Source organism: Streptococcus suis, assembly GCF_019856455.1.
Taxonomy (GTDB): Bacteria; Bacillota; Bacilli; order Lactobacillales; family Streptococcaceae; genus Streptococcus; species Streptococcus suis_AE.
This window is the reverse complement of the sequence record NZ_CP082205.1, coordinates 182,055-202,288: the sequence shown is the minus strand read 5'-3', so window position 1 is coordinate 202,288 and position 20,234 is coordinate 182,055. Positions and strand designations below refer to the sequence as shown.

20 protein-coding genes, 13 tRNA genes and 3 rRNA genes are annotated in these 20,234 nt (G+C 42.3%); 2 read left to right on the top strand and 34 right to left on the bottom strand.

Features of this window, described 5'->3' with window-relative positions:
* Positions 1-58 precede the first annotated feature (58 nt).
* Both K6969_RS01190 and K6969_RS01185 read left to right on the top strand, forming a co-directional pair.
* Positions 59-265: a DUF3173 domain-containing protein gene (locus K6969_RS01190; protein WP_011921695.1), complete on the top strand. Its 207-nt coding sequence runs from the start codon at positions 59-61 to the stop codon at positions 263-265.
* On the top strand, positions 255-1,388 hold the full coding sequence (locus K6969_RS01185) for a tyrosine-type recombinase/integrase (RefSeq protein ID WP_012774899.1): 1,134 nt from the start codon (positions 255-257) through the stop codon (positions 1,386-1,388). Before K6969_RS01190 ends, K6969_RS01185 begins: the two co-directional genes overlap by 11 nt.
* An 86-nt stretch (positions 1,389-1,474) precedes the next feature.
* Here K6969_RS01185 and K6969_RS01180 read toward each other — a convergent pair.
* The 34 genes from K6969_RS01180 to rplE all read right to left on the bottom strand — a co-directional run bounded on the left by K6969_RS01180 (position 1,475) and on the right by rplE (position 20,211).
* Positions 1,475-1,558, bottom strand: a tRNA-Leu gene (locus tag K6969_RS01180).
* A gap of 11 nt (positions 1,559-1,569) precedes the next feature.
* Positions 1,570-1,641 (bottom strand) — tRNA-Gln (locus tag K6969_RS01175).
* Positions 1,642-1,652: 11 nt separating this feature from the next.
* A tRNA-His gene (locus tag K6969_RS01170) sits at positions 1,653-1,725 on the bottom strand.
* Between the two features lie 7 nt (positions 1,726-1,732).
* Positions 1,733-1,803: transfer RNA gene (locus tag K6969_RS01165), tRNA-Trp, on the bottom strand.
* Positions 1,804-1,810: 7 nt separating this feature from the next.
* Positions 1,811-1,891, bottom strand: a tRNA-Tyr gene (locus tag K6969_RS01160).
* Positions 1,892-1,911: 20 nt separating this feature from the next.
* Positions 1,912-1,984, bottom strand: a tRNA-Phe gene (locus tag K6969_RS01155).
* A 15-nt stretch (positions 1,985-1,999) separates the two neighbouring features.
* Positions 2,000-2,073, bottom strand: a tRNA-Met gene (locus tag K6969_RS01150).
* A 9-nt stretch (positions 2,074-2,082) separates the two neighbouring features.
* Positions 2,083-2,172 (bottom strand) — tRNA-Ser (locus tag K6969_RS01145).
* A gap of 8 nt (positions 2,173-2,180) precedes the next feature.
* Positions 2,181-2,252, bottom strand: a tRNA-Glu gene (locus K6969_RS01140).
* Positions 2,253-2,258: 6 nt separating this feature from the next.
* Positions 2,259-2,332, bottom strand: a tRNA-Ile gene (locus tag K6969_RS01135).
* Positions 2,333-2,362: 30 nt separating this feature from the next.
* Positions 2,363-2,433, bottom strand: a tRNA-Gly gene (locus K6969_RS01130).
* A gap of 5 nt (positions 2,434-2,438) precedes the next feature.
* Positions 2,439-2,511, bottom strand: a tRNA-Val gene (locus K6969_RS01125).
* A 5-nt stretch (positions 2,512-2,516) separates the two neighbouring features.
* Positions 2,517-2,632 (bottom strand): 5S ribosomal RNA (gene rrf, locus K6969_RS01120).
* A 202-nt stretch (positions 2,633-2,834) separates the two neighbouring features.
* Positions 2,835-5,738 (bottom strand): 23S ribosomal RNA (locus tag K6969_RS01115).
* A gap of 294 nt (positions 5,739-6,032) precedes the next feature.
* Positions 6,033-6,105 (bottom strand) — tRNA-Ala (locus tag K6969_RS01110).
* A 195-nt stretch (positions 6,106-6,300) separates the two neighbouring features.
* A 16S ribosomal RNA gene (locus K6969_RS01105) occupies positions 6,301-7,849 on the bottom strand.
* Together the 16S, 23S and 5S rRNA genes with 13 tRNA genes alongside form the textbook arrangement of a ribosomal RNA operon.
* 471 nt (positions 7,850-8,320) lie before the next feature.
* The gene (locus tag K6969_RS01100) at positions 8,321-9,523 is read right to left on the bottom strand and encodes an IS110 family transposase (RefSeq protein ID WP_321537493.1); all 1,203 of its coding nucleotides are present in this window, start codon (positions 9,521-9,523) and stop codon (positions 8,321-8,323) included.
* A gap of 486 nt (positions 9,524-10,009) precedes the next feature.
* A complete protein-coding gene (locus tag K6969_RS01095; RefSeq protein ID WP_253911830.1) occupies positions 10,010-11,305 on the bottom strand; it encodes a glutamate-cysteine ligase family protein in 1,296 nt (431 codons plus the stop codon).
* 198 nt (positions 11,306-11,503) lie between these two features.
* A complete protein-coding gene (gene rplQ / locus K6969_RS01090) occupies positions 11,504-11,890 on the bottom strand; it encodes a 50S ribosomal protein L17 (RefSeq protein ID WP_000331493.1) in 387 nt (128 codons plus the stop codon).
* A gap of 14 nt (positions 11,891-11,904) precedes the next feature.
* Positions 11,905-12,843, bottom strand: coding sequence for a DNA-directed RNA polymerase subunit alpha (locus tag K6969_RS01085; RefSeq protein ID WP_029173221.1), 939 nt, complete (start codon positions 12,841-12,843; stop codon positions 11,905-11,907).
* Positions 12,844-12,887: 44 nt separating this feature from the next.
* Complete coding sequence (gene rpsK / locus K6969_RS01080) at positions 12,888-13,271, bottom strand: 30S ribosomal protein S11 (RefSeq protein ID WP_004195509.1); 384 nt, start codon at positions 13,269-13,271, stop codon at positions 12,888-12,890.
* A 17-nt stretch (positions 13,272-13,288) separates the two neighbouring features.
* Positions 13,289-13,654 carry a 30S ribosomal protein S13 gene (rpsM, locus tag K6969_RS01075; RefSeq protein ID WP_002936622.1) on the bottom strand — a complete coding sequence of 122 codons (366 nt, stop codon included), beginning with the start codon at positions 13,652-13,654 and terminating at the stop codon, positions 13,289-13,291.
* Between the two features lie 19 nt (positions 13,655-13,673).
* Entirely contained in the window at positions 13,674-13,790 is a 117-nt protein-coding gene (gene rpmJ / locus K6969_RS01070; protein WP_001808836.1) for a 50S ribosomal protein L36, read from the bottom strand.
* 24 nt (positions 13,791-13,814) lie between these two features.
* Positions 13,815-14,033 (bottom strand): translation initiation factor IF-1, encoded by a 219-nt coding sequence (infA, locus tag K6969_RS01065; RefSeq protein ID WP_002936627.1) that lies wholly within the window; start codon positions 14,031-14,033, stop codon positions 13,815-13,817.
* 121 nt (positions 14,034-14,154) lie between these two features.
* Entirely contained in the window at positions 14,155-14,796 is a 642-nt protein-coding gene (locus K6969_RS01060) for an adenylate kinase (RefSeq protein WP_002936630.1), read from the bottom strand.
* A gap of 93 nt (positions 14,797-14,889) precedes the next feature.
* Entirely contained in the window at positions 14,890-16,200 is a 1,311-nt protein-coding gene (gene secY / locus K6969_RS01055) for a preprotein translocase subunit SecY (protein ID WP_004195506.1), read from the bottom strand.
* Positions 16,201-16,213: 13 nt separating this feature from the next.
* A complete protein-coding gene (gene rplO, locus K6969_RS01050; protein ID WP_002936637.1) occupies positions 16,214-16,654 on the bottom strand; it encodes a 50S ribosomal protein L15 in 441 nt (146 codons plus the stop codon).
* Positions 16,655-16,789: 135 nt separating this feature from the next.
* Positions 16,790-16,972, bottom strand: coding sequence for a 50S ribosomal protein L30 (gene rpmD / locus K6969_RS01045; RefSeq protein WP_002936638.1), 183 nt, complete (start codon positions 16,970-16,972; stop codon positions 16,790-16,792).
* A gap of 14 nt (positions 16,973-16,986) precedes the next feature.
* On the bottom strand, positions 16,987-17,481 hold the full coding sequence (gene rpsE, locus K6969_RS01040; protein ID WP_171943043.1) for a 30S ribosomal protein S5: 495 nt from the start codon (positions 17,479-17,481) through the stop codon (positions 16,987-16,989).
* Positions 17,482-17,499: 18 nt separating this feature from the next.
* The gene (gene rplR, locus K6969_RS01035; protein WP_002936641.1) at positions 17,500-17,856 is read right to left on the bottom strand and encodes a 50S ribosomal protein L18; all 357 of its coding nucleotides are present in this window, start codon (positions 17,854-17,856) and stop codon (positions 17,500-17,502) included.
* Between the two features lie 88 nt (positions 17,857-17,944).
* Positions 17,945-18,481 carry a 50S ribosomal protein L6 gene (rplF, locus tag K6969_RS01030; RefSeq protein WP_004195502.1) on the bottom strand — a complete coding sequence of 179 codons (537 nt, stop codon included), beginning with the start codon at positions 18,479-18,481 and terminating at the stop codon, positions 17,945-17,947.
* Between the two features lie 282 nt (positions 18,482-18,763).
* The gene (gene rpsH, locus K6969_RS01025; RefSeq protein WP_002936647.1) at positions 18,764-19,162 is read right to left on the bottom strand and encodes a 30S ribosomal protein S8; all 399 of its coding nucleotides are present in this window, start codon (positions 19,160-19,162) and stop codon (positions 18,764-18,766) included.
* Between the two features lie 306 nt (positions 19,163-19,468).
* On the bottom strand, positions 19,469-19,654 hold the full coding sequence (locus tag K6969_RS01020; protein ID WP_002936651.1) for a type Z 30S ribosomal protein S14: 186 nt from the start codon (positions 19,652-19,654) through the stop codon (positions 19,469-19,471).
* Between the two features lie 14 nt (positions 19,655-19,668).
* Positions 19,669-20,211: a 50S ribosomal protein L5 gene (gene rplE, locus K6969_RS01015; protein WP_002936653.1), complete on the bottom strand. Its 543-nt coding sequence runs from the start codon at positions 20,209-20,211 to the stop codon at positions 19,669-19,671.
* Positions 20,212-20,234: the final 23 nt, after the last annotated feature.

The following is a 20,234-nucleotide window of genomic DNA, read 5'->3' as shown; positions in this document are numbered from 1 at the left end:
ACAAGTCGCCTCTAAAAATTAACTAACTAGATTATAACAAAAGAAAGGAAAGTGTTCAATGATAGCAACCGTAAATAAGAATGACCTAGTTGCCCTTGGTTTCTCTGAAGGAACTTCTAAACGTATCATCAGACAGGGGAAAGAGCTTCTAATAGCAAGAGGGTTTAGGGTTTATCAAAATAAGCGTGTCGGAACTATCCCTGCTTCTATCGCTACTGAATTACTTGGTTTTGACGTTTCTTTAGGTGCTCATCATGACAGTTAAGAAAGCAAAAAATGGAACTTGGACTGTTGATATTTCTGACGGCTTCCACCCAGTTACCAAAAAGCGGATACGAATCATTCGTAAAGGTTTCAAGACCAAGAAAGAAGCTTTAGAGTTAGAACAATATATCCGTGTTGTTGAGTTAAAAGAAAAACGTTTTGATTTTTTGGTAACAACCGATATGCTCTTCGATATACTTGAGGAAGAAGACCGACAAAATAACAGAAAAATCAGTTATATCAGCACACAAAGAAACAACTATGAGCGACATATCAAACCTTACTTCATAAATACAAACTTAAACAAATTATCTTATGAGCACATTTTTGAATTTCGAGAGTATCTCAAAATAAAGCCAAAAAAGCAAAACGATAGCTCTACGTTAAGTCATAATACAGTCAATAAAATAATGATACTTCTCAAAAAGATTTTTGATACTGGTGTAAGAAAGTCATTGATAGATAAAAATCCAGTTGAAAATATAAGAAAATTACCTATTAGTAAGCCAACTATAAATTTTTGGAATGTAGAAGAATTTAACGAATTTAGAAAACTTATTACAAGTGATGAAATAAGTTATGACCTATTCTTTACGATTGCCTTTTTTACTGGCATGCGATTGGGCGAGATAGTTGCGTTAACTTGGTACGATATAAACTTAATCACTAATAGCATTCACATCACAAAAACAGCATACTTTGTTAACGGTACAAATCATATCAATAGTACAAAAACTAGAGCAGGTACCAGACGTATTACAATCAATCATAAATTAGCAAGAATGCTTGCAGACTGGAAAGAAAAACAAAAAGACTTACTTAAAGAATTTACAACAGATACAGAAAACCTTCAAGTAATTCAAAGCACACCACTACCAATGACAAAAAATATGATTGATAAAAAATTTAAGCAGATACTGGCTAGGAACGACTATCTAAAAAAGATACGAATACACGATTTAAGGCACTCTCACGCGTCTTTACTTATCAATCAAGGGGAAGATTATCTAGTCGTAAAAGAACGTCTTGGACACGCCTCTATCACGACTACAATAGATACATATTCCCACTTATACCCTAGTAAACAAAAGACATTGGCGAACAAATTGGACGATATTTTTTAGAAAATGGAATTTTTTGGCAACTTGAAAAAGAGCAATAGAAAAGATAAAACAAAAGACAAGGCTTAGAAACCTTGTCTTTTAAACTATACCGGCGGCCGGGGTCGAACCGGCACGTCCTTGCGGACACTGGATTTTGAGTCCAGCGCGTCTGCCAATTCCGCCACGCCGGCATATAGTTGAACTGGGGTAGCTGGATTCGAACCAACGCATGAGGGAGTCAAAGTCCCTTGCCTTACCGCTTGGCGATACCCCAATATTAAAATAGGCGAGTGAGGGGAATCGAACCCCCGAATGTCAGAGCCACAATCTGATGTGTTAACCACTTCACCACACCCGCCATATAACACGGGCAGTAGGAATTGAACCCACACTGAAGGTTTTGGAGACCTTAGTTCTACCTTTAAACTATGCCCGTAAAGGTATGGAGAGAGAGGGATTCGAACCCCCGAACCCGAAGGAGCGGATTTACAGTCCGCCGCGTTTAGCCTCTTCGCTATCTCTCCGAAATATAATATTAAATTAATGGCGCGAGACGGAATCGAACCGCCGACACATGGAGCTTCAATCCATTGCTCTACCAACTGAGCTACCGAGCCAAATTCTTAAAGAAATTGCGGGAGCAGGATTTGAACCTACGACCTTCGGGTTATGAGCCCGACGAGCTACCTAGCTGCTCCATCCCGCGATAATACTAAGGAGGATGTGGGATTCGAACCCACGCACGCTTTTACACGCCTGACGGTTTTCAAGACCGTTCCCTTCAGCCGGACTTGGGTAATCCTCCGAATAATATAGTCCGTACGGGATTCGAACCCGTGTTACCGCCGTGAAAAGGCGGTGTCTTAACCCCTTGACCAACGGACCATATAATGGGCACGAGTGGAATCGAACCACCGACCTCACGCTTATCAGGCGTGCGCTCTAACCATCTGAGCTACGCGCCCAAACCAAGTTTGGGTATGAACTATGTTCAAAGCGGGTGACGAGAATCGAACTCGCGACAACAGCTTGGAAGGCTGTAGTTTTACCACTAAACTACACCCGCTTATATGGGAGTTAACGGGATCGAACCGCTGACCCTCTGCTTGTAAGGCAGATGCTCTCCCAGCTGAGCTAAACTCCCAAATTGCTAAGCGACTACCGTATCTAACAGGGGGCACCCCCCAACTACTTCAGGCGTTCTAGGGCTTAACTGCTGTGTTCGGCATGGGTACAGGTGTATCTCCTAGGCTATCGTCACTTAACTAATGAGTCTTGTCAACTCAAAATTGAATATCTATATTCTAACAAGAAACCGTGCGCTTGTCAATATTGACTCTAGTTTTAATAAGTAATTGTATTCGAACTAAAAAGCTAGCGATTTAGAAAAATCGCCTTGAAGTCTAACCGACTTCCGCGTTGATTTCCTAAAATCATACGCTTTTCTTAACGTTCTCATTACTTATCTTGGATAAGTCCTCGAGCGATTAGTATTGGTCCGCTACATGTGTCGCCACACTTCCACTTCCAACCTATCTACCTGATCATCTCTCAGGGCTCTTACTAACATAAAGTTATGGGAAATCTCATCTTGAGGTGGGTTTCACACTTAGATGCTTTCAGCGTTTATCCCGTCCCTACATAGCTACCCAGCGATGCCTTTGGCAAGACAACTGGTACACCAGCGGTAAGTCCACTCTGGTCCTCTCGTACTAGGAGCAGATCCTCTCAAATTTCCTACGCCCGCGACGGATAGGGACCGAACTGTCTCACGACGTTCTGAACCCAGCTCGCGTGCCGCTTTAATGGGCGAACAGCCCAACCCTTGGGACCGACTACAGCCCCAGGATGCGACGAGCCGACATCGAGGTGCCAAACCTCCCCGTCGATGTGAACTCTTGGGGGAGATAAGCCTGTTATCCCCAGGGTAGCTTTTATCCGTTGAGCGATGGCCCTTCCATACGGAACCACCGGATCACTAAGCCCGACTTTCGTCCCTGCTCGAGTTGTAGCTCTCGCAGTCAAGCTCCCTTATACCTTTACACTCTGCGAATGATTTCCAACCATTCTGAGGGAACCTTTGGGCGCCTCCGTTACCTTTTAGGAGGCGACCGCCCCAGTCAAACTGCCCGTCAGACACTGTCTCCGATAGGGATAACCTATCCGGGTTAGAGTAGCCATAACACAAGGGTAGTATCCCAACAGCGCCTCTGTCGAAACTGGCGTCCCGACTTCATAGGCTCCTACCTATCCTGTACATGTGGTACAGATACTCAATATCAAACTGCAGTAAAGCTCCATGGGGTCTTTCCGTCCTGTCGCGGGTAACCTGCATCTTCACAGGTACTAAAATTTCACCGAGTCTCTCGTTGAGACAGTGCCCAAATCATTACGCCTTTCGTGCGGGTCGGAACTTACCCGACAAGGAATTTCGCTACCTTAGGACCGTTATAGTTACGGCCGCCGTTTACTGGGGCTTCAATTCAGATCTTCGCTTGCGCTAAACCCTCCTCTTAACCTTCCAGCACCGGGCAGGCGTCACCCCCTATACATCATCTTACGATTTAGCAGAGAGCTGTGTTTTTGATAAACAGTTGCTTGGGCCTATTCACTGCGGCTGACTTTAAGTCAGCACCCCTTCTCCCGAAGTTACGGGGTCATTTTGCCGAGTTCCTTAACGAGAGTTCTCTCGCTCACCTGAGGCTACTCGCCTCGACTACCTGTGTCGGTTTGCGGTACGGGTAGAGTATGATACATCGCTAGAAGCTTTTCTCGGCAGTGTGACGTCACTAACTTCGCTACTAAACTTCGCTCCCCATCACAGCTCAATGTTACAGATACAAGCATTTGACTCATATCACACCTCACTGCTTAGACGGGCTCTTCCAATCGCCCGCTTTAGTTAGCCTACTGCGTCCCTCCATCACTTCATACTCTAGTACAGGAATATCAACCTGTTGTCCATCGGATACACCCTTCGGTCTCTCCTTAGGTCCCGACTAACCCAGGGCGGACGAGCCTTCCCCTGGAAACCTTAGTCTTACGGTGGATGGGATTCTCACCCATCTTTCGCTACTCATACCGGCATTCTCACTTCTATGCGTTCCAGCACTCCTCACGGTATACCTTCTTCACACATAGAACGCTCTCCTACCATAACACTAATGTGTTATCCACAGCTTCGGTAAATTGTTTTAGCCCCGGTACATTTTCGGCGCAGGGTCACTCGACTAGTGAGCTATTACGCACTCTTTGAATGAATAGCTGCTTCTAAGCTAACATCCTAGTTGTCTGTGCAACCCCACATCCTTTTCCACTTAACAATTATTTTGGGACCTTAGCTGGTGGTCTGGGCTGTTTCCCTTTCGACTACGGATCTTAGCACTCGCAGTCTGACTGCCGACCATAAATCATTGGCATTCGGAGTTTATCTGAAATCAGTAAACCGAGATGGCCCCCTCATCCAAACAGTGCTCTACCTCCAAGATTCTCAAATGTCGACGCTAGCCCTAAAGCTATTTCGGAGAGAACCAGCTATCTCCAAGTTCGTTTGGAATTTCTCCGCTACCCACAAGTCATCCAAGCACTTTTCAACGTGCCCTGGTTCGGTCCTCCAGTGCGTCTTACCGCACCTTCAACCTGCTCATGGGTAGGTCACATGGTTTCGGGTCTACGACATAATACTAATCCGCCCTATTAAGACTCGGTTTCCCTACGGCTCCGCCTCTTCAACTTAACCTCGCATCATATCGTAACTCGCCGGTTCATTCTACAAAAGGCACGCTCTCACCCATTAACGGGCTCGAACTTGTTGTAGGCACACGGTTTCAGGTTCTATTTCACTCCCCTTCCGGGGTACTTTTCACCTTTCCCTCACGGTACTGGTTCACTATCGGTCACTAGAGAGTATTTAGGGTTGGGAGATGGTCCTCCCGGATTCCGACGAGATTTCGCGTGTCTCGCCGTACTCAGGATACTGCTAGGTATAAAGAATATTTCAAATACGAGGCTGTTACTCTCTTTGGCCTACCTTCCCAGGTAGTTCTTCTATACTCTTTAAGTCCACATTGCAGTCCTACAACCCCGAGGAGTAAACTCCTCGGTTTGCCCTCCTGCCGTTTCGCTCGCCGCTACTAAGGCAATCGCTTTTGCTTTCTCTTCCTGCAGCTACTTAGATGTTTCAGTTCACTGCGTCTTCCTCTGCACTACCTTAACAGTAGTGAGTGACAGGCATTACCTGCCGGGTTCCCCCATTCGGACATCCCTGGATCATTGCTTACTTACAGCTCCCCAAGGCATTTCGTCGTTAGTCACGTCCTTCATCGGCTTCTAGTGCCAAGGCATCCACCGTGCGCCCTTATTAACTTAACCTTAATTACTAGTTTTTTTCTAAACTAGAAAACTCATTAAATATTCACAGCGTTTTCGGTTTATTTTCTTGTTACTATTTCTTAATGTATCCTTTCAGATACATCAGGAATGTTTGATAGATATTCAATTTTCAATGGACAAGTTTAGGATATGAACGACAGTCGCCTTAGCGAAACTTCTGTAGAAAATTAGGAATCTGACGCTGTGTGTCTTGCACACAAGGAAGATTGTCTATTTTCCTAAGAAGTTAGTCGTGAATTCAACTATCCTTCTTAACAAGATTTCTCCTGTTAATGGAGCCTAGCGGGATCGAACCGCTGACCTCCTGCGTGCAAAGCAGGCGCTCTCCCAGCTGAGCTAAGGCCCCGTACATTTTTATGTACCTGTTAACGTATTTAATTGTTTCGATATAATATCATTTTTGAGACGCTGGCCCCTGTCGTGCACTAGCTCCGCTAGTTTCGACAAAGCTTCAACCTAAAGGTTTCGCTTAGCTGAGCTAAGGCCCCACAAGACCTCTCAAAATTAAAGAAGACTGACGTACAGGTTTCCATTTCCTTAGAAAGGAGGTGATCCAGCCGCACCTTCCGATACGGCTACCTTGTTACGACTTCACCCCAATCATCTATCCCACCTTAGGCGGCTGGCTCCTAAAAGGTTACCTCACCGACTTCGGGTGTTACAAACTCTCGTGGTGTGACGGGCGGTGTGTACAAGGCCCGGGAACGTATTCACCGCGGCGTGCTGATCCGCGATTACTAGCGATTCCGACTTCATGTAGGCGAGTTGCAGCCTACAATCCGAACTGAGACTGGCTTTAAGAGATTAGCTTGCCGTCACCGACTTGCGACTCGTTGTACCAGCCATTGTAGCACGTGTGTAGCCCAGGTCATAAGGGGCATGATGATTTGACGTCATCCCCACCTTCCTCCGGTTTATTACCGGCAGTCTCGCTAGAGTGCCCAACTGAATGATGGCAACTAACAATAGGGGTTGCGCTCGTTGCGGGACTTAACCCAACATCTCACGACACGAGCTGACGACAACCATGCACCACCTGTCACCGATGCTCCGAAGAGAAACCCTATCTCTAGGGCGGTCATCGGGATGTCAAGACCTGGTAAGGTTCTTCGCGTTGCTTCGAATTAAACCACATGCTCCACCGCTTGTGCGGGCCCCCGTCAATTCCTTTGAGTTTCAACCTTGCGGTCGTACTCCCCAGGCGGAGTGCTTAATGCGTTAGCTGCGGCACTGAGTCCCGGAAAGGACCCAACACCTAGCACTCATCGTTTACGGCGTGGACTACCAGGGTATCTAATCCTGTTCGCTCCCCACGCTTTCGAGCCTCAGCGTCAGTTACAGACCAGAGAGCCGCTTTCGCCACCGGTGTTCCTCCATATATCTACGCATTTCACCGCTACACATGGAATTCCACTCTCCCCTTCTGCACTCAAGTTTGACAGTTTCCAAAGCGTACTATGGTTAAGCCACAGCCTTTTACTTCAGACTTATCAAACCGCCTGCGCTCGCTTTACGCCCAATAAATCCGGACAACGCTCGGGACCTACGTATTACCGCGGCTGCTGGCACGTAGTTAGCCGTCCCTTTCTGGTAAGATACCGTCAAATGAGAAACTTTCCACTCTTCTCACAGTTCTTCTCTTACAACAGAGCTTTACGATCCGAAAACCTTCTTCACTCACGCGGCGTTGCTCGGTCAGGGTTGCCCCCATTGCCGAAGATTCCCTACTGCTGCCTCCCGTAGGAGTCTGGGCCGTGTCTCAGTCCCAGTGTGGCCGATCACCCTCTCAGGTCGGCTATGTATCGAAGCCTTGGTGAGCCGTTACCTCACCAACTAGCTAATACAACGCAGGTCCATCTCATAGTGAAGCAATTGCTCCTTTCAAGTATCTACCATGCGGTAAATACTGTTATGCGGTATTAGCTATCGTTTCCAATAGTTATCCCCCGCTATGAGGCAGGTTACCTACGCGTTACTCACCCGTTCGCAACTCATCCGTCTAGTGCAAGCACCAGACTTCAGCGTTCTACTTGCATGTATTAGGCACGCCGCCAGCGTTCGTCCTGAGCCAGGATCAAACTCTCATTAAAAGTTTTGATTCAAACTCAAGCTATTGCTAGCTTTCCGTTTTATTGTTTTTTTGTCATTGACGATTTATCCTTAGATAAATCACCCTGCACGTTTGGTTCGTCTTCTTTAATTTTCAAAGGTCTTGTCGTTATCGCGCTCTCGCGACAACCATCTTAGTTTATCATTTCTTGTGAACTTTGTCAACACTTTTTTGAAACTTTTTTTCGTTCCTCTGTTAACCAGTCCCGCAAGAGACAACTCAATTATTCTATCATCTTCTGATGGTCTTGTCAACACTTTTTCGAAACTTTTTTTCTACCATTTGTCAAGCCTATCAAGGTATTTGATGAAAAATATGTTAAGTTCAATAGTCAAAATAAGGAAATTGTTTTCTTTTGGACTAAAGTTTCGTGTAAAAAAGAGTACACGAAATGAACACCTTATGTTGAAAATTTTTGATAAGGTGTTACAATAATATAGCATAAACAATCTTACTGATTTTGGGTAGAACGATAATCGTAAAGTTTGTTATGCGTTATGAGGTAATACATTGTCCGAATGAGACGATGTATGGAGGCAATCGTGTGTGGCTTTGTAGAAGTCGTTTGCGATTGTCTTTTTCGTTTCTCATAAAAGTCTGCGATATGGCAAGGATTGGTATGACTGGCTGAAGCGATATTGTGGATACACTTGAACAGAATCTTTCTAGCGTAGGGATTGCCACGCTTGGTAATGTGTTCCTTAGCGAGGAAGTTACCAGATTCATAGTGTCTCAGGTCAATACCGATAAAGGCATTGATTTGGTTGGCAGACTGAAAACGGCGAATATCTCCCAGTTCACCAATAATACTTGTTGCAGTAGTCTCAGCTATTCCAGGAATAGAGAGCAGAATGTCATATTCAGGTAATGGCTGAGCTAGTTCTACCATTTCATCTAAGACTGCCTGTCTCTGTCCAGAAAGCCGAAGCAATTCTTTTCCATAGTAACGAACCTCTTCCAGCATTGGAGAGGTTTTCTTGACGGCACAATACGATTGATTAGCTAGTGCTATCAGCTTCTCGGCTAAGTACGCCACACGCTTGTCAGAAATCCGTTTTGAGGTGGACTGACGAATGCTCTCTAAGAGTTCGTCCTTGCTTAAATCAAGCACGAAGTCCTTGTAAGGAAACGCAGTAACTAAGTTCCAGTATTGTTCCCCAGTTGGCTTTGATAAGACAGTCTCTATCTCTGGAAACGTGACTTGCAAGACCTTGTGCAGACGGTTTTTAGCTCGAACGATGTCCTCAGTTAAGTTCTGATAGAAGCGACTTAAATCTCGCAGTTCTTGATAGACTTCTTCTTGGACATAAGTGGGTTTACGATTCAGCACAAATTGAGATTGAGCCAGTTTTTCAGCGTCAATTTGATCTGTTTTCCTCACACGCAAGCTATCCAGTTGCTTCTTAGCTTCTAAGGGATTAAGCCTTGTATAAGCATAGCCATTATCTTCTAGAAAAGTTTGGAGACGGCGAGAATAGACACCTGTTGCTTCAAAGATGATTTCTGGTTTATGGACGGTTCTCAAATCGCCAAGTAGCCGAGCAAAGCCGATGGCGTCATTGGACATGGTATAGCCATGAACTTTCTCACCATTGACTAGAATGGCCACTGCTGAACTTGCCTTACTCACATCAATCCCAAAAACTGCACGCATGATATTACCTCTTTGTCTTGAATGATTCCTTGTTTTAGTGATGTCATTTTCAATACTCGACGTCTGGCGTCCCACATACTTTGATAACATTCTTTCTAAAACAGGTGTCTTGCCAGTTTTTGATGCGACGTCTAGCGTCAAAAGAGTTCTCGACTTAACAAGACACCTCTACTTTAACATAAAGAAAAAGTAGTGACTACTCTCTCCCGTCGGAGATTTCCTCACTACTAATCTTAGTATGTTTTCGTTTCTCTATTAACCAGTCCCTCAAGAGACAACTCATTTATTCTATCACGACTTATATACTTTGTCAACCGGTTTTTTGGATTTTTTAGATTTTTTTATGAAATTTGGCGAAAAACTGAGAGACATACTAATCAGAGATTGTATATTTGTCTTCGTATGCCTCCAGTATATCAAAATTTTACCGTTCTTTATGTTTTTTTGTGAAAATCTATGGCTACCTACTCATATTTTAGTAGACTGTCACAATACCCCGAAGTCATCGATTAATGAATTGTACAGTGGAGTTAAATATTTTTCTTCACTGTATCCTCTCAAAAGGAGAGCTTCATGTGCACAATCTAATAATGTCTTAGAAAAGTCTTTCACCATTCTTTGTTCTAAATCAGAAAGTTTTTTTCTCGAAAATTGTCTACGTAACTTTGAATAATTTCTGCCAAATTCTTTAAAGAACTCCGTACTTTCTAGAATTTCTTCCAATTTCACGAGATTGGCGAACAGACCTAAATGAAAGGCTATGGGAGCAAATGTTGTTTCAAATGGTTGTGTACATGTACTTCGAAATTCAATAGTCCCTCGTTTGGTAAGCTCTTGATAGTGGTATGAGCGATGATTTTTGAAATCATCTGCTTTCGGAACAAAGTAACATATCTCGCCAGTTTCTGAATACGCTGCAAATTTTTCTTGCTCAAAAAAAGATTTGACAGTAATTCGTTTAAAATAATAATAGCAGTTATCCCTGATGACATAAAACATTGCGGACTCTTCTTGGTATTGACAATATTCTGCCTCAGTACGAAATTCCTCTGAATAGATACCAACGTTATTCTTTAAGAGGCCATGCATTGAATATTCCCAAAAATAATCCCTAGTAAGGGCCATATCATCCATATGATCGAATGGTGAATTTGCAAACAAAAACGCCTTTGCTGCTTCAATTTTATTAAACGCATTAATGACTCGTAAAAAGGATTTTCGACTCACATCAAACTGCACTTGATTTCTGCAAATAAAGCCAGCATATCCAGTATAGGGATGCATATTAGGTTTGCCTTCTCCTAGCTTGAGATAGTTCATCAACATCCTATATCGGCCCGTATCTACCGGTCTATTGTCATTGATTTCCCAGTTGGGATTTATCCCTAACCCCTGCAATTCGTGTCCATTTTGGCGCAAATAATATTGAATATGCTCTAGAAATTCTTTATGACGCTCTTCTACACTACCAATATTTTTGGCTTTTGCGAATGCAAATTCTAGTGTATTATACGTGACTTCAAATAGTATGAGATCTCCCGACTCGTGCTGGAGTTCTATCGGATTTCCTCTATCATCTCTTTTGACGATGGTAAACCCATTTTGATTAGATATATGTCGCATCATATCTGTAGCCACTTGGATAGAAGTTGCTTTCCCTGAGATATTAACTATCGGATATTCTAATTCTACACCTATAAACAATTCTGGCTTTTCTTTAATGTTAGCAAAATAGTATTCTTCAAAACAATTGCCTAAGGATGTCATGTCTTCTCTATTCATTTTATAAGTATATCAAAATTTTTGAGTAAAATAAAAACGCCTGCTTACGAAATTATTCTATCTTAGAGTAATTTCGTAAACAAGCGTCCGATCAACATGATGAGTGTTACCGCTGAGACAAGCTCAGCGGTAGACCAGAGCTAGACTAAGAATCAGAATAGGATTCCATCATCATAACACTCAACAAAATTGATGATCTTATACAAGTTCGATAATTGCCATTGGTGCAGCATCACCACGACGTGGTTCAGTTTTGAGGATACGAGTATATCCACCATTACGTTCTGCATAACGAGGTGCAATTTCAGAGAACAATTTTTGAAGTGCTGTAGTAGAAGTGTACTTATCAGTTGCTTCATCATAGTTTTCAGATGCAATTTCGTTACGAACAAATGCTGCTGCTTGACGACGTGCGTGCAAATCACCACGTTTACCAAGTGTGATCATTTTTTCAACTGTTTTACGGATTTCTTTAGCACGAGCTTCAGTTGTAACGATTGATTCGTTGATCAAAAGGTCAGTTGTCAAATCGCGCAACATTGCTTTACGTTGTGAGCTAGTGCGTCCTAGTTTACGGTATGCCATGATTTCCTCCTATATTATTTATCTTTTTTCAATCCTAGACCAAGATCAACCAATTTAACTTTAACTTCTTCAAGACTCTTGCGACCAAGATTGCGCACTTTCATCATTTCTGGCTCAGTTTTCTCTGTCAAGTCGAATACAGTGTTAATGCCTGCACGTTTCAGACAGTTATATGAGCGAACAGATAGGTCCAATTCTTCAATCGTACGATCAAGCATACGATCATCTGAAGCCACTTCAGCTTCTTTCATCACTTCTGCAGATTTTGCAACTTCAGTCAAGTCAGTGAAGAGACCTAAGTGCTCCATCAAAATGCGTGCAGAAAGACCTAAAGCATCTTCTGGAATAATGGTGCCATTTGTGTTGATTTCAAGTGTTAATTTGTCAAAACCATCGTTGCTACCAACACGAGCTGGTTCAACTTGATAATTGACTCTCTTCACTGGCGTATAGATAGAATCTACAGCAAGTGTTCCCACTGGTGCATCATCTTTCTTGTTACCCTCAGCTGGTACATAACCACGGCCTGAATTGACAGTCAAAACAGCTTTAAAAGTGGCACCATCAGCAATGGTAAAGAGATAATGGTCAGGGTTTACAATTTCAATGTCACTATCTGTAAGAATGTCTCCTGCTGTTACCTCAGCTGGACCTACTACATCAAGTTCAATTTTCTTTTCGTCTTCGACATAAGATTTTACAGCAATGCCTTTGATGTTAAGAATAATTTGCATAACATCTTCACGAACACCTGGAACTGTGTCGAATTCGTGGGGTACACCATCAATTTTAATTGATGTTACTGCAGCACCTGGAAGTGAGGCAAGAAGTACACGACGAAGAGAGTTACCAAGAGTTGTACCGTAACCACGTTCTAATGGTTCGATCACAAATCTGCCGTAATCTTTATTTTCATCAATTTTTGTTATTGTTGGTTTTTCAAACTCAATCATTTCTTACTCCCTCTTAAACGAAAAGCTGTGTATGGAATGTATGATTATACACGGCGACGTTTTGGAGGACGAGCACCATTGTGTGGTACAGGAGTCACATCACGAATTGCTGTTACTTCAAGACCAGCGGCAGCAAGAGCGCGGATAGCAGACTCACGACCTGAACCTGGGCCTTTAACGGTAACTTCAACTGTTTTAAGACCGTGTTCTTGTGCAGATTTAGCAGCTGCTTCTGAAGCCATTTGGGCTGCGAATGGTGTAGATTTACGAGAACCTTTGAAACCAAGAGCACCAGCTGATGACCAAGCAATAGCGTTACCATGCACATCAGTAATCATAACAATAGTGTTATTAAATGTAGCGTGAATATGAGCAATACCAGATTCGATATTCTTTTTCACACGACGTTTACGTGTTGGTTTAGCCAATTTTTCTACCTCCTATATTATTTTTTCTTACCTGCAATCGCAACAGCTTTACCTTTACGAGTGCGGGCATTGTTTTTAGTGTTTTGTCCACGGACAGGAAGTCCACGACGGTGACGGATACCACGGTATGAACCGATTTCCATCAAACGTTTGATGTTCAAGTTAACTTCTCGACGGAGGTCACCTTCAACTTTGATTGCATCAACTTCACGACGAATAGCATCTTCTTGATCTGATGTCAAATCTTTCACGCGTACATCTTCTGAAATACCTGCAGCTGCAAGAATTTTTTTAGATGTTGCAAGACCGATACCATAAACATAAGTTAATGAAATAACTACACGTTTGTCATTTGGAATGTCAACTCCAGCAATACGAGCCATGTTTTCTCCTTTCTATTTCTTAACCTTGACGTTGCTTGTGTTTAGGGTTTGCTGGGCAAATCACCATAACACGACCATTACGACGAATAACTTTGCAGTATTCGCAAATTGGTTTGACCGATGGTCTTACTTTCATGTTTAATCCCTCCAAGTATTTCGACTATTTAAAGCGGTATGTGATACGTCCACGTGTCAAGTCGTATGGACTAAGCTCAACAGTTACGCGGTCACCGACCAAAATACGAATGTAGTTTTTACGGATTTTACCTGAAACAGTTGCAAGGACTTGGTGTCCGTTCTCCAACTCAACAGTAAACATAGCATTTGGCATTGTATCGACTACTTTGCCTTCAATTTCAATCACATCTTCTTTTGCCATGCAAAAGTAACCCCTCTCTAAATATCGATTTGATGTCCTCTGAACACAGAGGTAACAATTATAAGTCAGACTAGGCTATTTTATCATCTTTGTATAAAAAATGCAAGCCAAATCTATTAGTTTATTGCAATTTTGATAGTACTGTATCAATTGCTTGGAAAACAAGGTCAATGTCTTGGTCACCTTCAATATCATGGACCAGCCCTTTTGCACGATAATGATCAATGATTGGCTGTCCTTGTGCGATATTGACCTCTAAACGACGTTTGACAGATTCTGGCTTGTCATCTTCACGTTGATAGAAGTCTTCCTCTTTGTAGTCTCCAACAGGTGGATTGAATACTTTGTGGAAAGTCTCTCCGGTTTCTTTATGAATAATACGACCGCTGAGACGCTCTACCAATTTTGAAGGATCAATCTCAATATTGATAACACCTTGCAACTCAATTCCTAAGTCAGCCAAATTTTCATCCAAGGCATGGGCTTGTTCAATCGTGCGAGGATAGCCATCTAGTAAAAAGCCTTTTTCCTTGATGTCATCCTGAACCAAACGTTCTTTGACAATGCCATTAGTAACTTCATCAGGAACGAGGTCACCCTTATCAATGTACGACTTGGCAAGAATACCCATTTCAGTCTGATTGGCCATTGCTGCACGGAACATATCTCCTGTTGAGATATGAGCAACATTGAATTTCTCAACAATCTTGGCCGCTTGTGTCCCTTTACCAGCACCTGGTAAACCCATAATTAAAAGATTCATGACAAACTCCTTATTTTGTTTTCACATAAATTTGCCATTATTGACAAACTTATCTAAAAACAAAATAGAAGGTTGACTAGGTCAACCTATATTCTATTCTGTAATTTCTAAGAAACCTACATATTTTCTCTTAAGAAGGTAGCCTTCTAATTGCTTGATGCCTTCGATACTTGTAGAGATTACGATAATCAAACTTGTACCAAGGAACGCAATGCTTGAAGAAAGCCCAAAGAGATTTTGCGCAAGGATAGGCAACAAAGCTACAAAACTCAAGAAGAGCGCACCGATTACTGCCAATCTTGTCAATAATTTTGACAAAAACTGTTCAGTGCCATTACCAGGACGAACTCCATGGATATAGGCTGCACTTTTCTGAAGGCTTTCTGCAGTCTTCTCAGGATTTACTTGAACAAAGGTGTAGAAGAATGTAAAGGCAATAATTAAACCTGCATATACAATCATACCTTTAGCAGTTGAATAATCAAAGTATTCCTGAACCGTCAATAACCACCCGGCACTCTTATTTTGACTTGCGAAATATTGAATCAAAGAAGTTGGAACTGCAGTGATTGAGCCTGCAAAGATTACGGGAATGACTCCTGATGGATTCAATTTCAGCGGTAAATATGAGCTAGAAGGTGCTCCTTGTGCACGTTTTGTATATTGAATTGGTAATTTATATTCTGCTTGTTGTACAAAAGTTGTAAAATACACAACAAAGAATATTAATACGACGAGTGCAGCAACAAAGATTGCTGACTCCCCCAAACGACTTGATTCAATATTAACAAAGCGATCAATGTAAATCTCGTGAAAAGTCCCTGGTAATGATGAAATGATACCCGCGAAGATGATCATTGATGTACCATTACCATAGCCCTTTTCAGAAATTTGTTCCCCCAACCAAGTTACAATAATCGAACCTGTTGTCAAGATTGATCCAATCAACAAATATGTTTGCCAATTTAATGGCATATTGGTCAATTTTGCACCAGACAAGGCATTAAAGCCTGCTGTAATACCAATAGATTGAACAAATGCCAGTACCAAAGAAATGTAGCGTGTTGCCTGATTCAGTTTACGACGACCAACTTCACCTTGCTTACCCCATTCAACAAATTTAGGTAAAATATCCATTTGCAAAAGTTGAACAATGATGGAAGCTGTAATATAAGGACTAACACCTAGTGCGAAAACTGAGAAATTACGCATAGCATTTCCCGAAACCAAACTCAACATGTTCAAAAATGGAACGTTTGACAAGGCTTCAAGACTCTTTGCGTTTACTCCTGGTACTGTAATGTGGGTTCCTACACGGAAGACAAAAAGGATAAAGATAGTAAATAGAATTTTACTACGTACCAATTTTACCTTTAAGGCATCTTTTAAAAGTTTAAAAAACATAGGCGGTCACCTCTTAGATGACTTCTACTGAGCCACCTTTAGAAGTGATTGCTTCTTCAGCTGATTTAGAGAATTTAGCAGCTTTAACTGTCAATTTCTTCGTCAATTCACCGTTACCAAGAATTTTAATTCCTGATTTTTCAGCTTTAACGATTCCAGCTTCGATAAGCACAACTGGTGTTACTTCTGCACCATCTTCAAAAGCGTTCAATTGATCAAGGTTAACGATTGCGTACTCTTTAGCATTGATATTTGTAAATCCACGTTTTGGAAGTCGACGGAACAATGGAGTTTGTCCACCTTCAAAACCTGGGCGAACACCGCCACCGCTACGAGCTTTTTGACCTTTTTGACCACGGCCAGATGTTTTACCGTTACCTGATGATGTACCACGACCTACACGGTTGCGGACTTTACGAGAACCTGTAGCAGGTTGTAATTCATGAAGTTTCATTATTATTTCTCCTCTTATATATGCTAGCGCCTGTGAAGTACAAGAGTCTTCCTCCACAAACTCGCTGTATGTAAATATGTAAAATGGACTAGAAGTCGCAAAGATTTCTCTATGCGACTTAGTCTATTTGTTAGATTATTTAACTTCTTCTACAGTTACCAAGTGAGAGATAGCGTTAACCATTCCAAGAATAGCTGGGTTATCTTCTTTAACAACTGAAGAGTTCAATTTACCAAGTCCAAGTGCAACAACTGTTTTACGTTGTTCTGGTTTGCGACCGATTGGAGACTTAGTCAAAGTGATTTTAATTTGAGCCATGAGTATCTCCCTTCTTATGCTAAATCAGAAACTGAGATGCCACGAAGTGCAGCCACTTCTTCAGCACGTTTCAATTGTTTCAAACCTTCAACTGTTGCGCGAACGATGTTGATTGGTGTGTTTGAACCAAGTGACTTAGAAGTCACATCTGCGATACCTGTCAATTCGATTACAGCACGAGTTGCACCACCGGCAGCAACCCCAGAACCCTCTGAAGCAGGTTTCAACAATACACGAGCGCCACCAAATTCTGAGCGAACTTCGTGAGGGATTGTTGTACCAACCATTGGTACTTCAATCATGTTTTTCTTAGCAGATTCAACTGCTTTACGGATAGCTTCTGGTACTTCTTGAGCTTTACCAGTACCGAAACCTACGCGACCGTTACGGTCACCAACAACCACAAGAGCTGCAAAACGAAGACGACGTCCACCTTTAACAACTTTTGTAACACGGTTGATGGCTACTACGCGTTCTTCAATTTCAACTGCGTTATCTTTGAATGCCATTTCTTAGTGTCCTCCCTATTAGAATTTCAATCCGTTTTCACGAGCTGATTCAGCCAAAGCTTTCACACGTCCGTGATAGAGATATCCACCGCGGTCAAAGACCACTTCAGAAATACCTTTAGCTACCGCGCGTTCAGCAACGAGTTTACCTACAACAACAGCTTGTTCTGTCTTAGTACCTTTTGAAACTTCTTTATCAAGAGTAGAAGCGCTTGCGAGCGTTACACCCGCTACGTCATCAATCACTTGAGCGTAGATGCCTGTATTAGAACGGAAAATGTTCAAACGTGGGCGAGCAGCAGTTCCAGAGATTTTACCGCGAACGCGACGGTGGCGTTTTTGGCGGATTTTGTTTTTATCTGGTTTTGAAATCACAATATTCACCTCTTAATGTATGATTCTGTTTCTTACGAAACAATTTGAGAAATAGTCAGCCAGGTGGCTAAGCCACCTCAGCAAGCTATTATTTACCTGTTTTACCTTCTTTACGGCGAACGAATTCACCAACGTAGCGGATACCTTTACCTTTGTATGGCTCAGGAGCGCGAAGGCTACGGATGTAAGCTGCTGTTTGACCAACAACTTCTTTGTTGATACCAGACACGACGATTTGTGTTGGTGTTGGAACTTCAAATGTAATACCTTCTGGTGCAACCACTTCATCTGGATGTGATTTACCAACAGCAAGTGTCAATTTGTTACCAGCCAATTGAGCACGGTAACCGACACCACGCATTTCAAGTTCTTTTTTGAAGCCTTCAGAAACACCAACAACCATGTTGTTGAGGTTAGCACGGCTAGTACCGTGAATAGTCTTCATTTCTTTTGAATCGTTTGGACGATGAAGAGTTACTTCTGCACCTTCCACACGGATTTCAATAGCAGTTGGGAATTCACGAGTCAATTCCCCTTTAGGTCCTTTTACAGTTACCACGCCGTTGTTTTGAGCAAGCTCAACGCCAGCAGGCAATGTAATTACTTTATTACCAATACGTGACATATTTTTTAATTCTCCTGTTAAATTATCAAGCCGTCAAGCGACTAGTTTTCACGGGGGCTCATTTAAACACGGACAATAGCCCGTGTTCGATTGAGCAGTTTACATGATACTAAATAATCAGTAAATCTGATTTGAACACGCACGAAGAGCTGGTCCTCTCGCGTTTGTATCATGCTTTTAGGTTTCAATTTCTAAATGTGGCACGGCAGAGCGACGCAGACCATACTTGAGTATGTCAAGACGCTCTAACACAGGCACATGACGAAATTGGAAGCTAAAAGATTACCAAACGTATGCGATAACCTCACCACCAACGTTCTTTTGACGAGCTTGTTTATCAGTCAAAAGACCTTCTGATGTTGAGATGATTGCGATACCAAGTCCGTTAAGAACTTTTGGAATATCTTCACGTTTTGAGTAAACACGAAGACCTGGTTTTGAAACGCGTTTCAAGTTAGTGATAACTTTTTCACCGTTTGGTCCGTATTTCAAGAATACACGGATGATGCCTTGTTTGTCATCTTCGATGAATTCAACGTTTTTTACAAAACCTTCGTTTTTAAGGATTGTAGCAATACCTTTTTTGATGTTTGATGCAGGAACTTCAAGCACTTCGTGTTTTGCTTGGTTAGCGTTACGAATACGTGTCAAAAAATCTGCAATTGGGTCAGTCATAACCATTTGTTGTTTCTCCTCTTACTAGCAGTTTGATTAAATCACTTGCTAGTTAATTCATGATACAAAGGGCGCTAAAAAGCCAAAGTGAAAATAGAAAACTTGACGTAGAAACTTTGGTTTCTAGGAAAGTTTGTCTTTTTCACACAGGCTTTCGCCCGTGTTCAAATCGGCAAGCAAACTTTGTATCGGGGTTGTTTTAATTGAGTTCGAGCTACAACCTTAGCAAAGAAGATAGATTTTCCTAGAAGTAAACTTCATCGTCAAATCTCCGATCTTTGCCTTGGTTGCTAAACGCTCTCACATCTTATCTTACCAAGAAGCTTTTGTTACACCCGGAATTTGTCCAAGGTAAGCCAAGTCGCGGAAGCATACACGGCACAATTTGAATTTGCGGTAAACTGAGTGTGGACGTCCACATTTTTCACAGCGTGTGTAAGCTTGTGTAGAGAACTTAGCTGGGCGTTTGTTCTTAGCGATCATTGATTTTTTAGCCATTTATTCTCTCCCTCTTATTTTGCAAACGGCATACCAAGGCCAGTAAGCAATGCACGTGATTCTTCGTCAGTGTTAGCAGTTGTAACGATAACGATATCCATACCGCGAGTTTTATCAACATCGTCGAAGTTGATTTCTGGGAAGATCAATTGCTCTTTCACACCAAGTGTGTAGTTACCACGTCCGTCAAATGACTTAGTTGGTACACCGTGGAAGTCACGTACACGTGGAAGTGAAACTGTAACCAATTTGTCCAAGAACTCATACATACGTTCGCCACGAAGAGTTACTTTCGCACCGATTGCAACACCCTCACGAAGACGGAAGCCGGCGATTGATTTCTTAGCTTTAGTGATAAGTGGTTTTTGACCTGAGATCAAAGCCAATTCTTGAGCAGCTTTCTCAAGGTTTTTAGCGTTAGAAACAGCGTCACCAACACCCATGTTCAAAACGATCTTATCAACTTTTGGCACAGCCATCACTGAAGAATAGTTAAATTGTTCAGTCAAAGCAGGAACTACTTCATTAAGATATTTTTCTTTTAAACGATTTGCCATTATACTTCTCCTTTCCTTCGTGA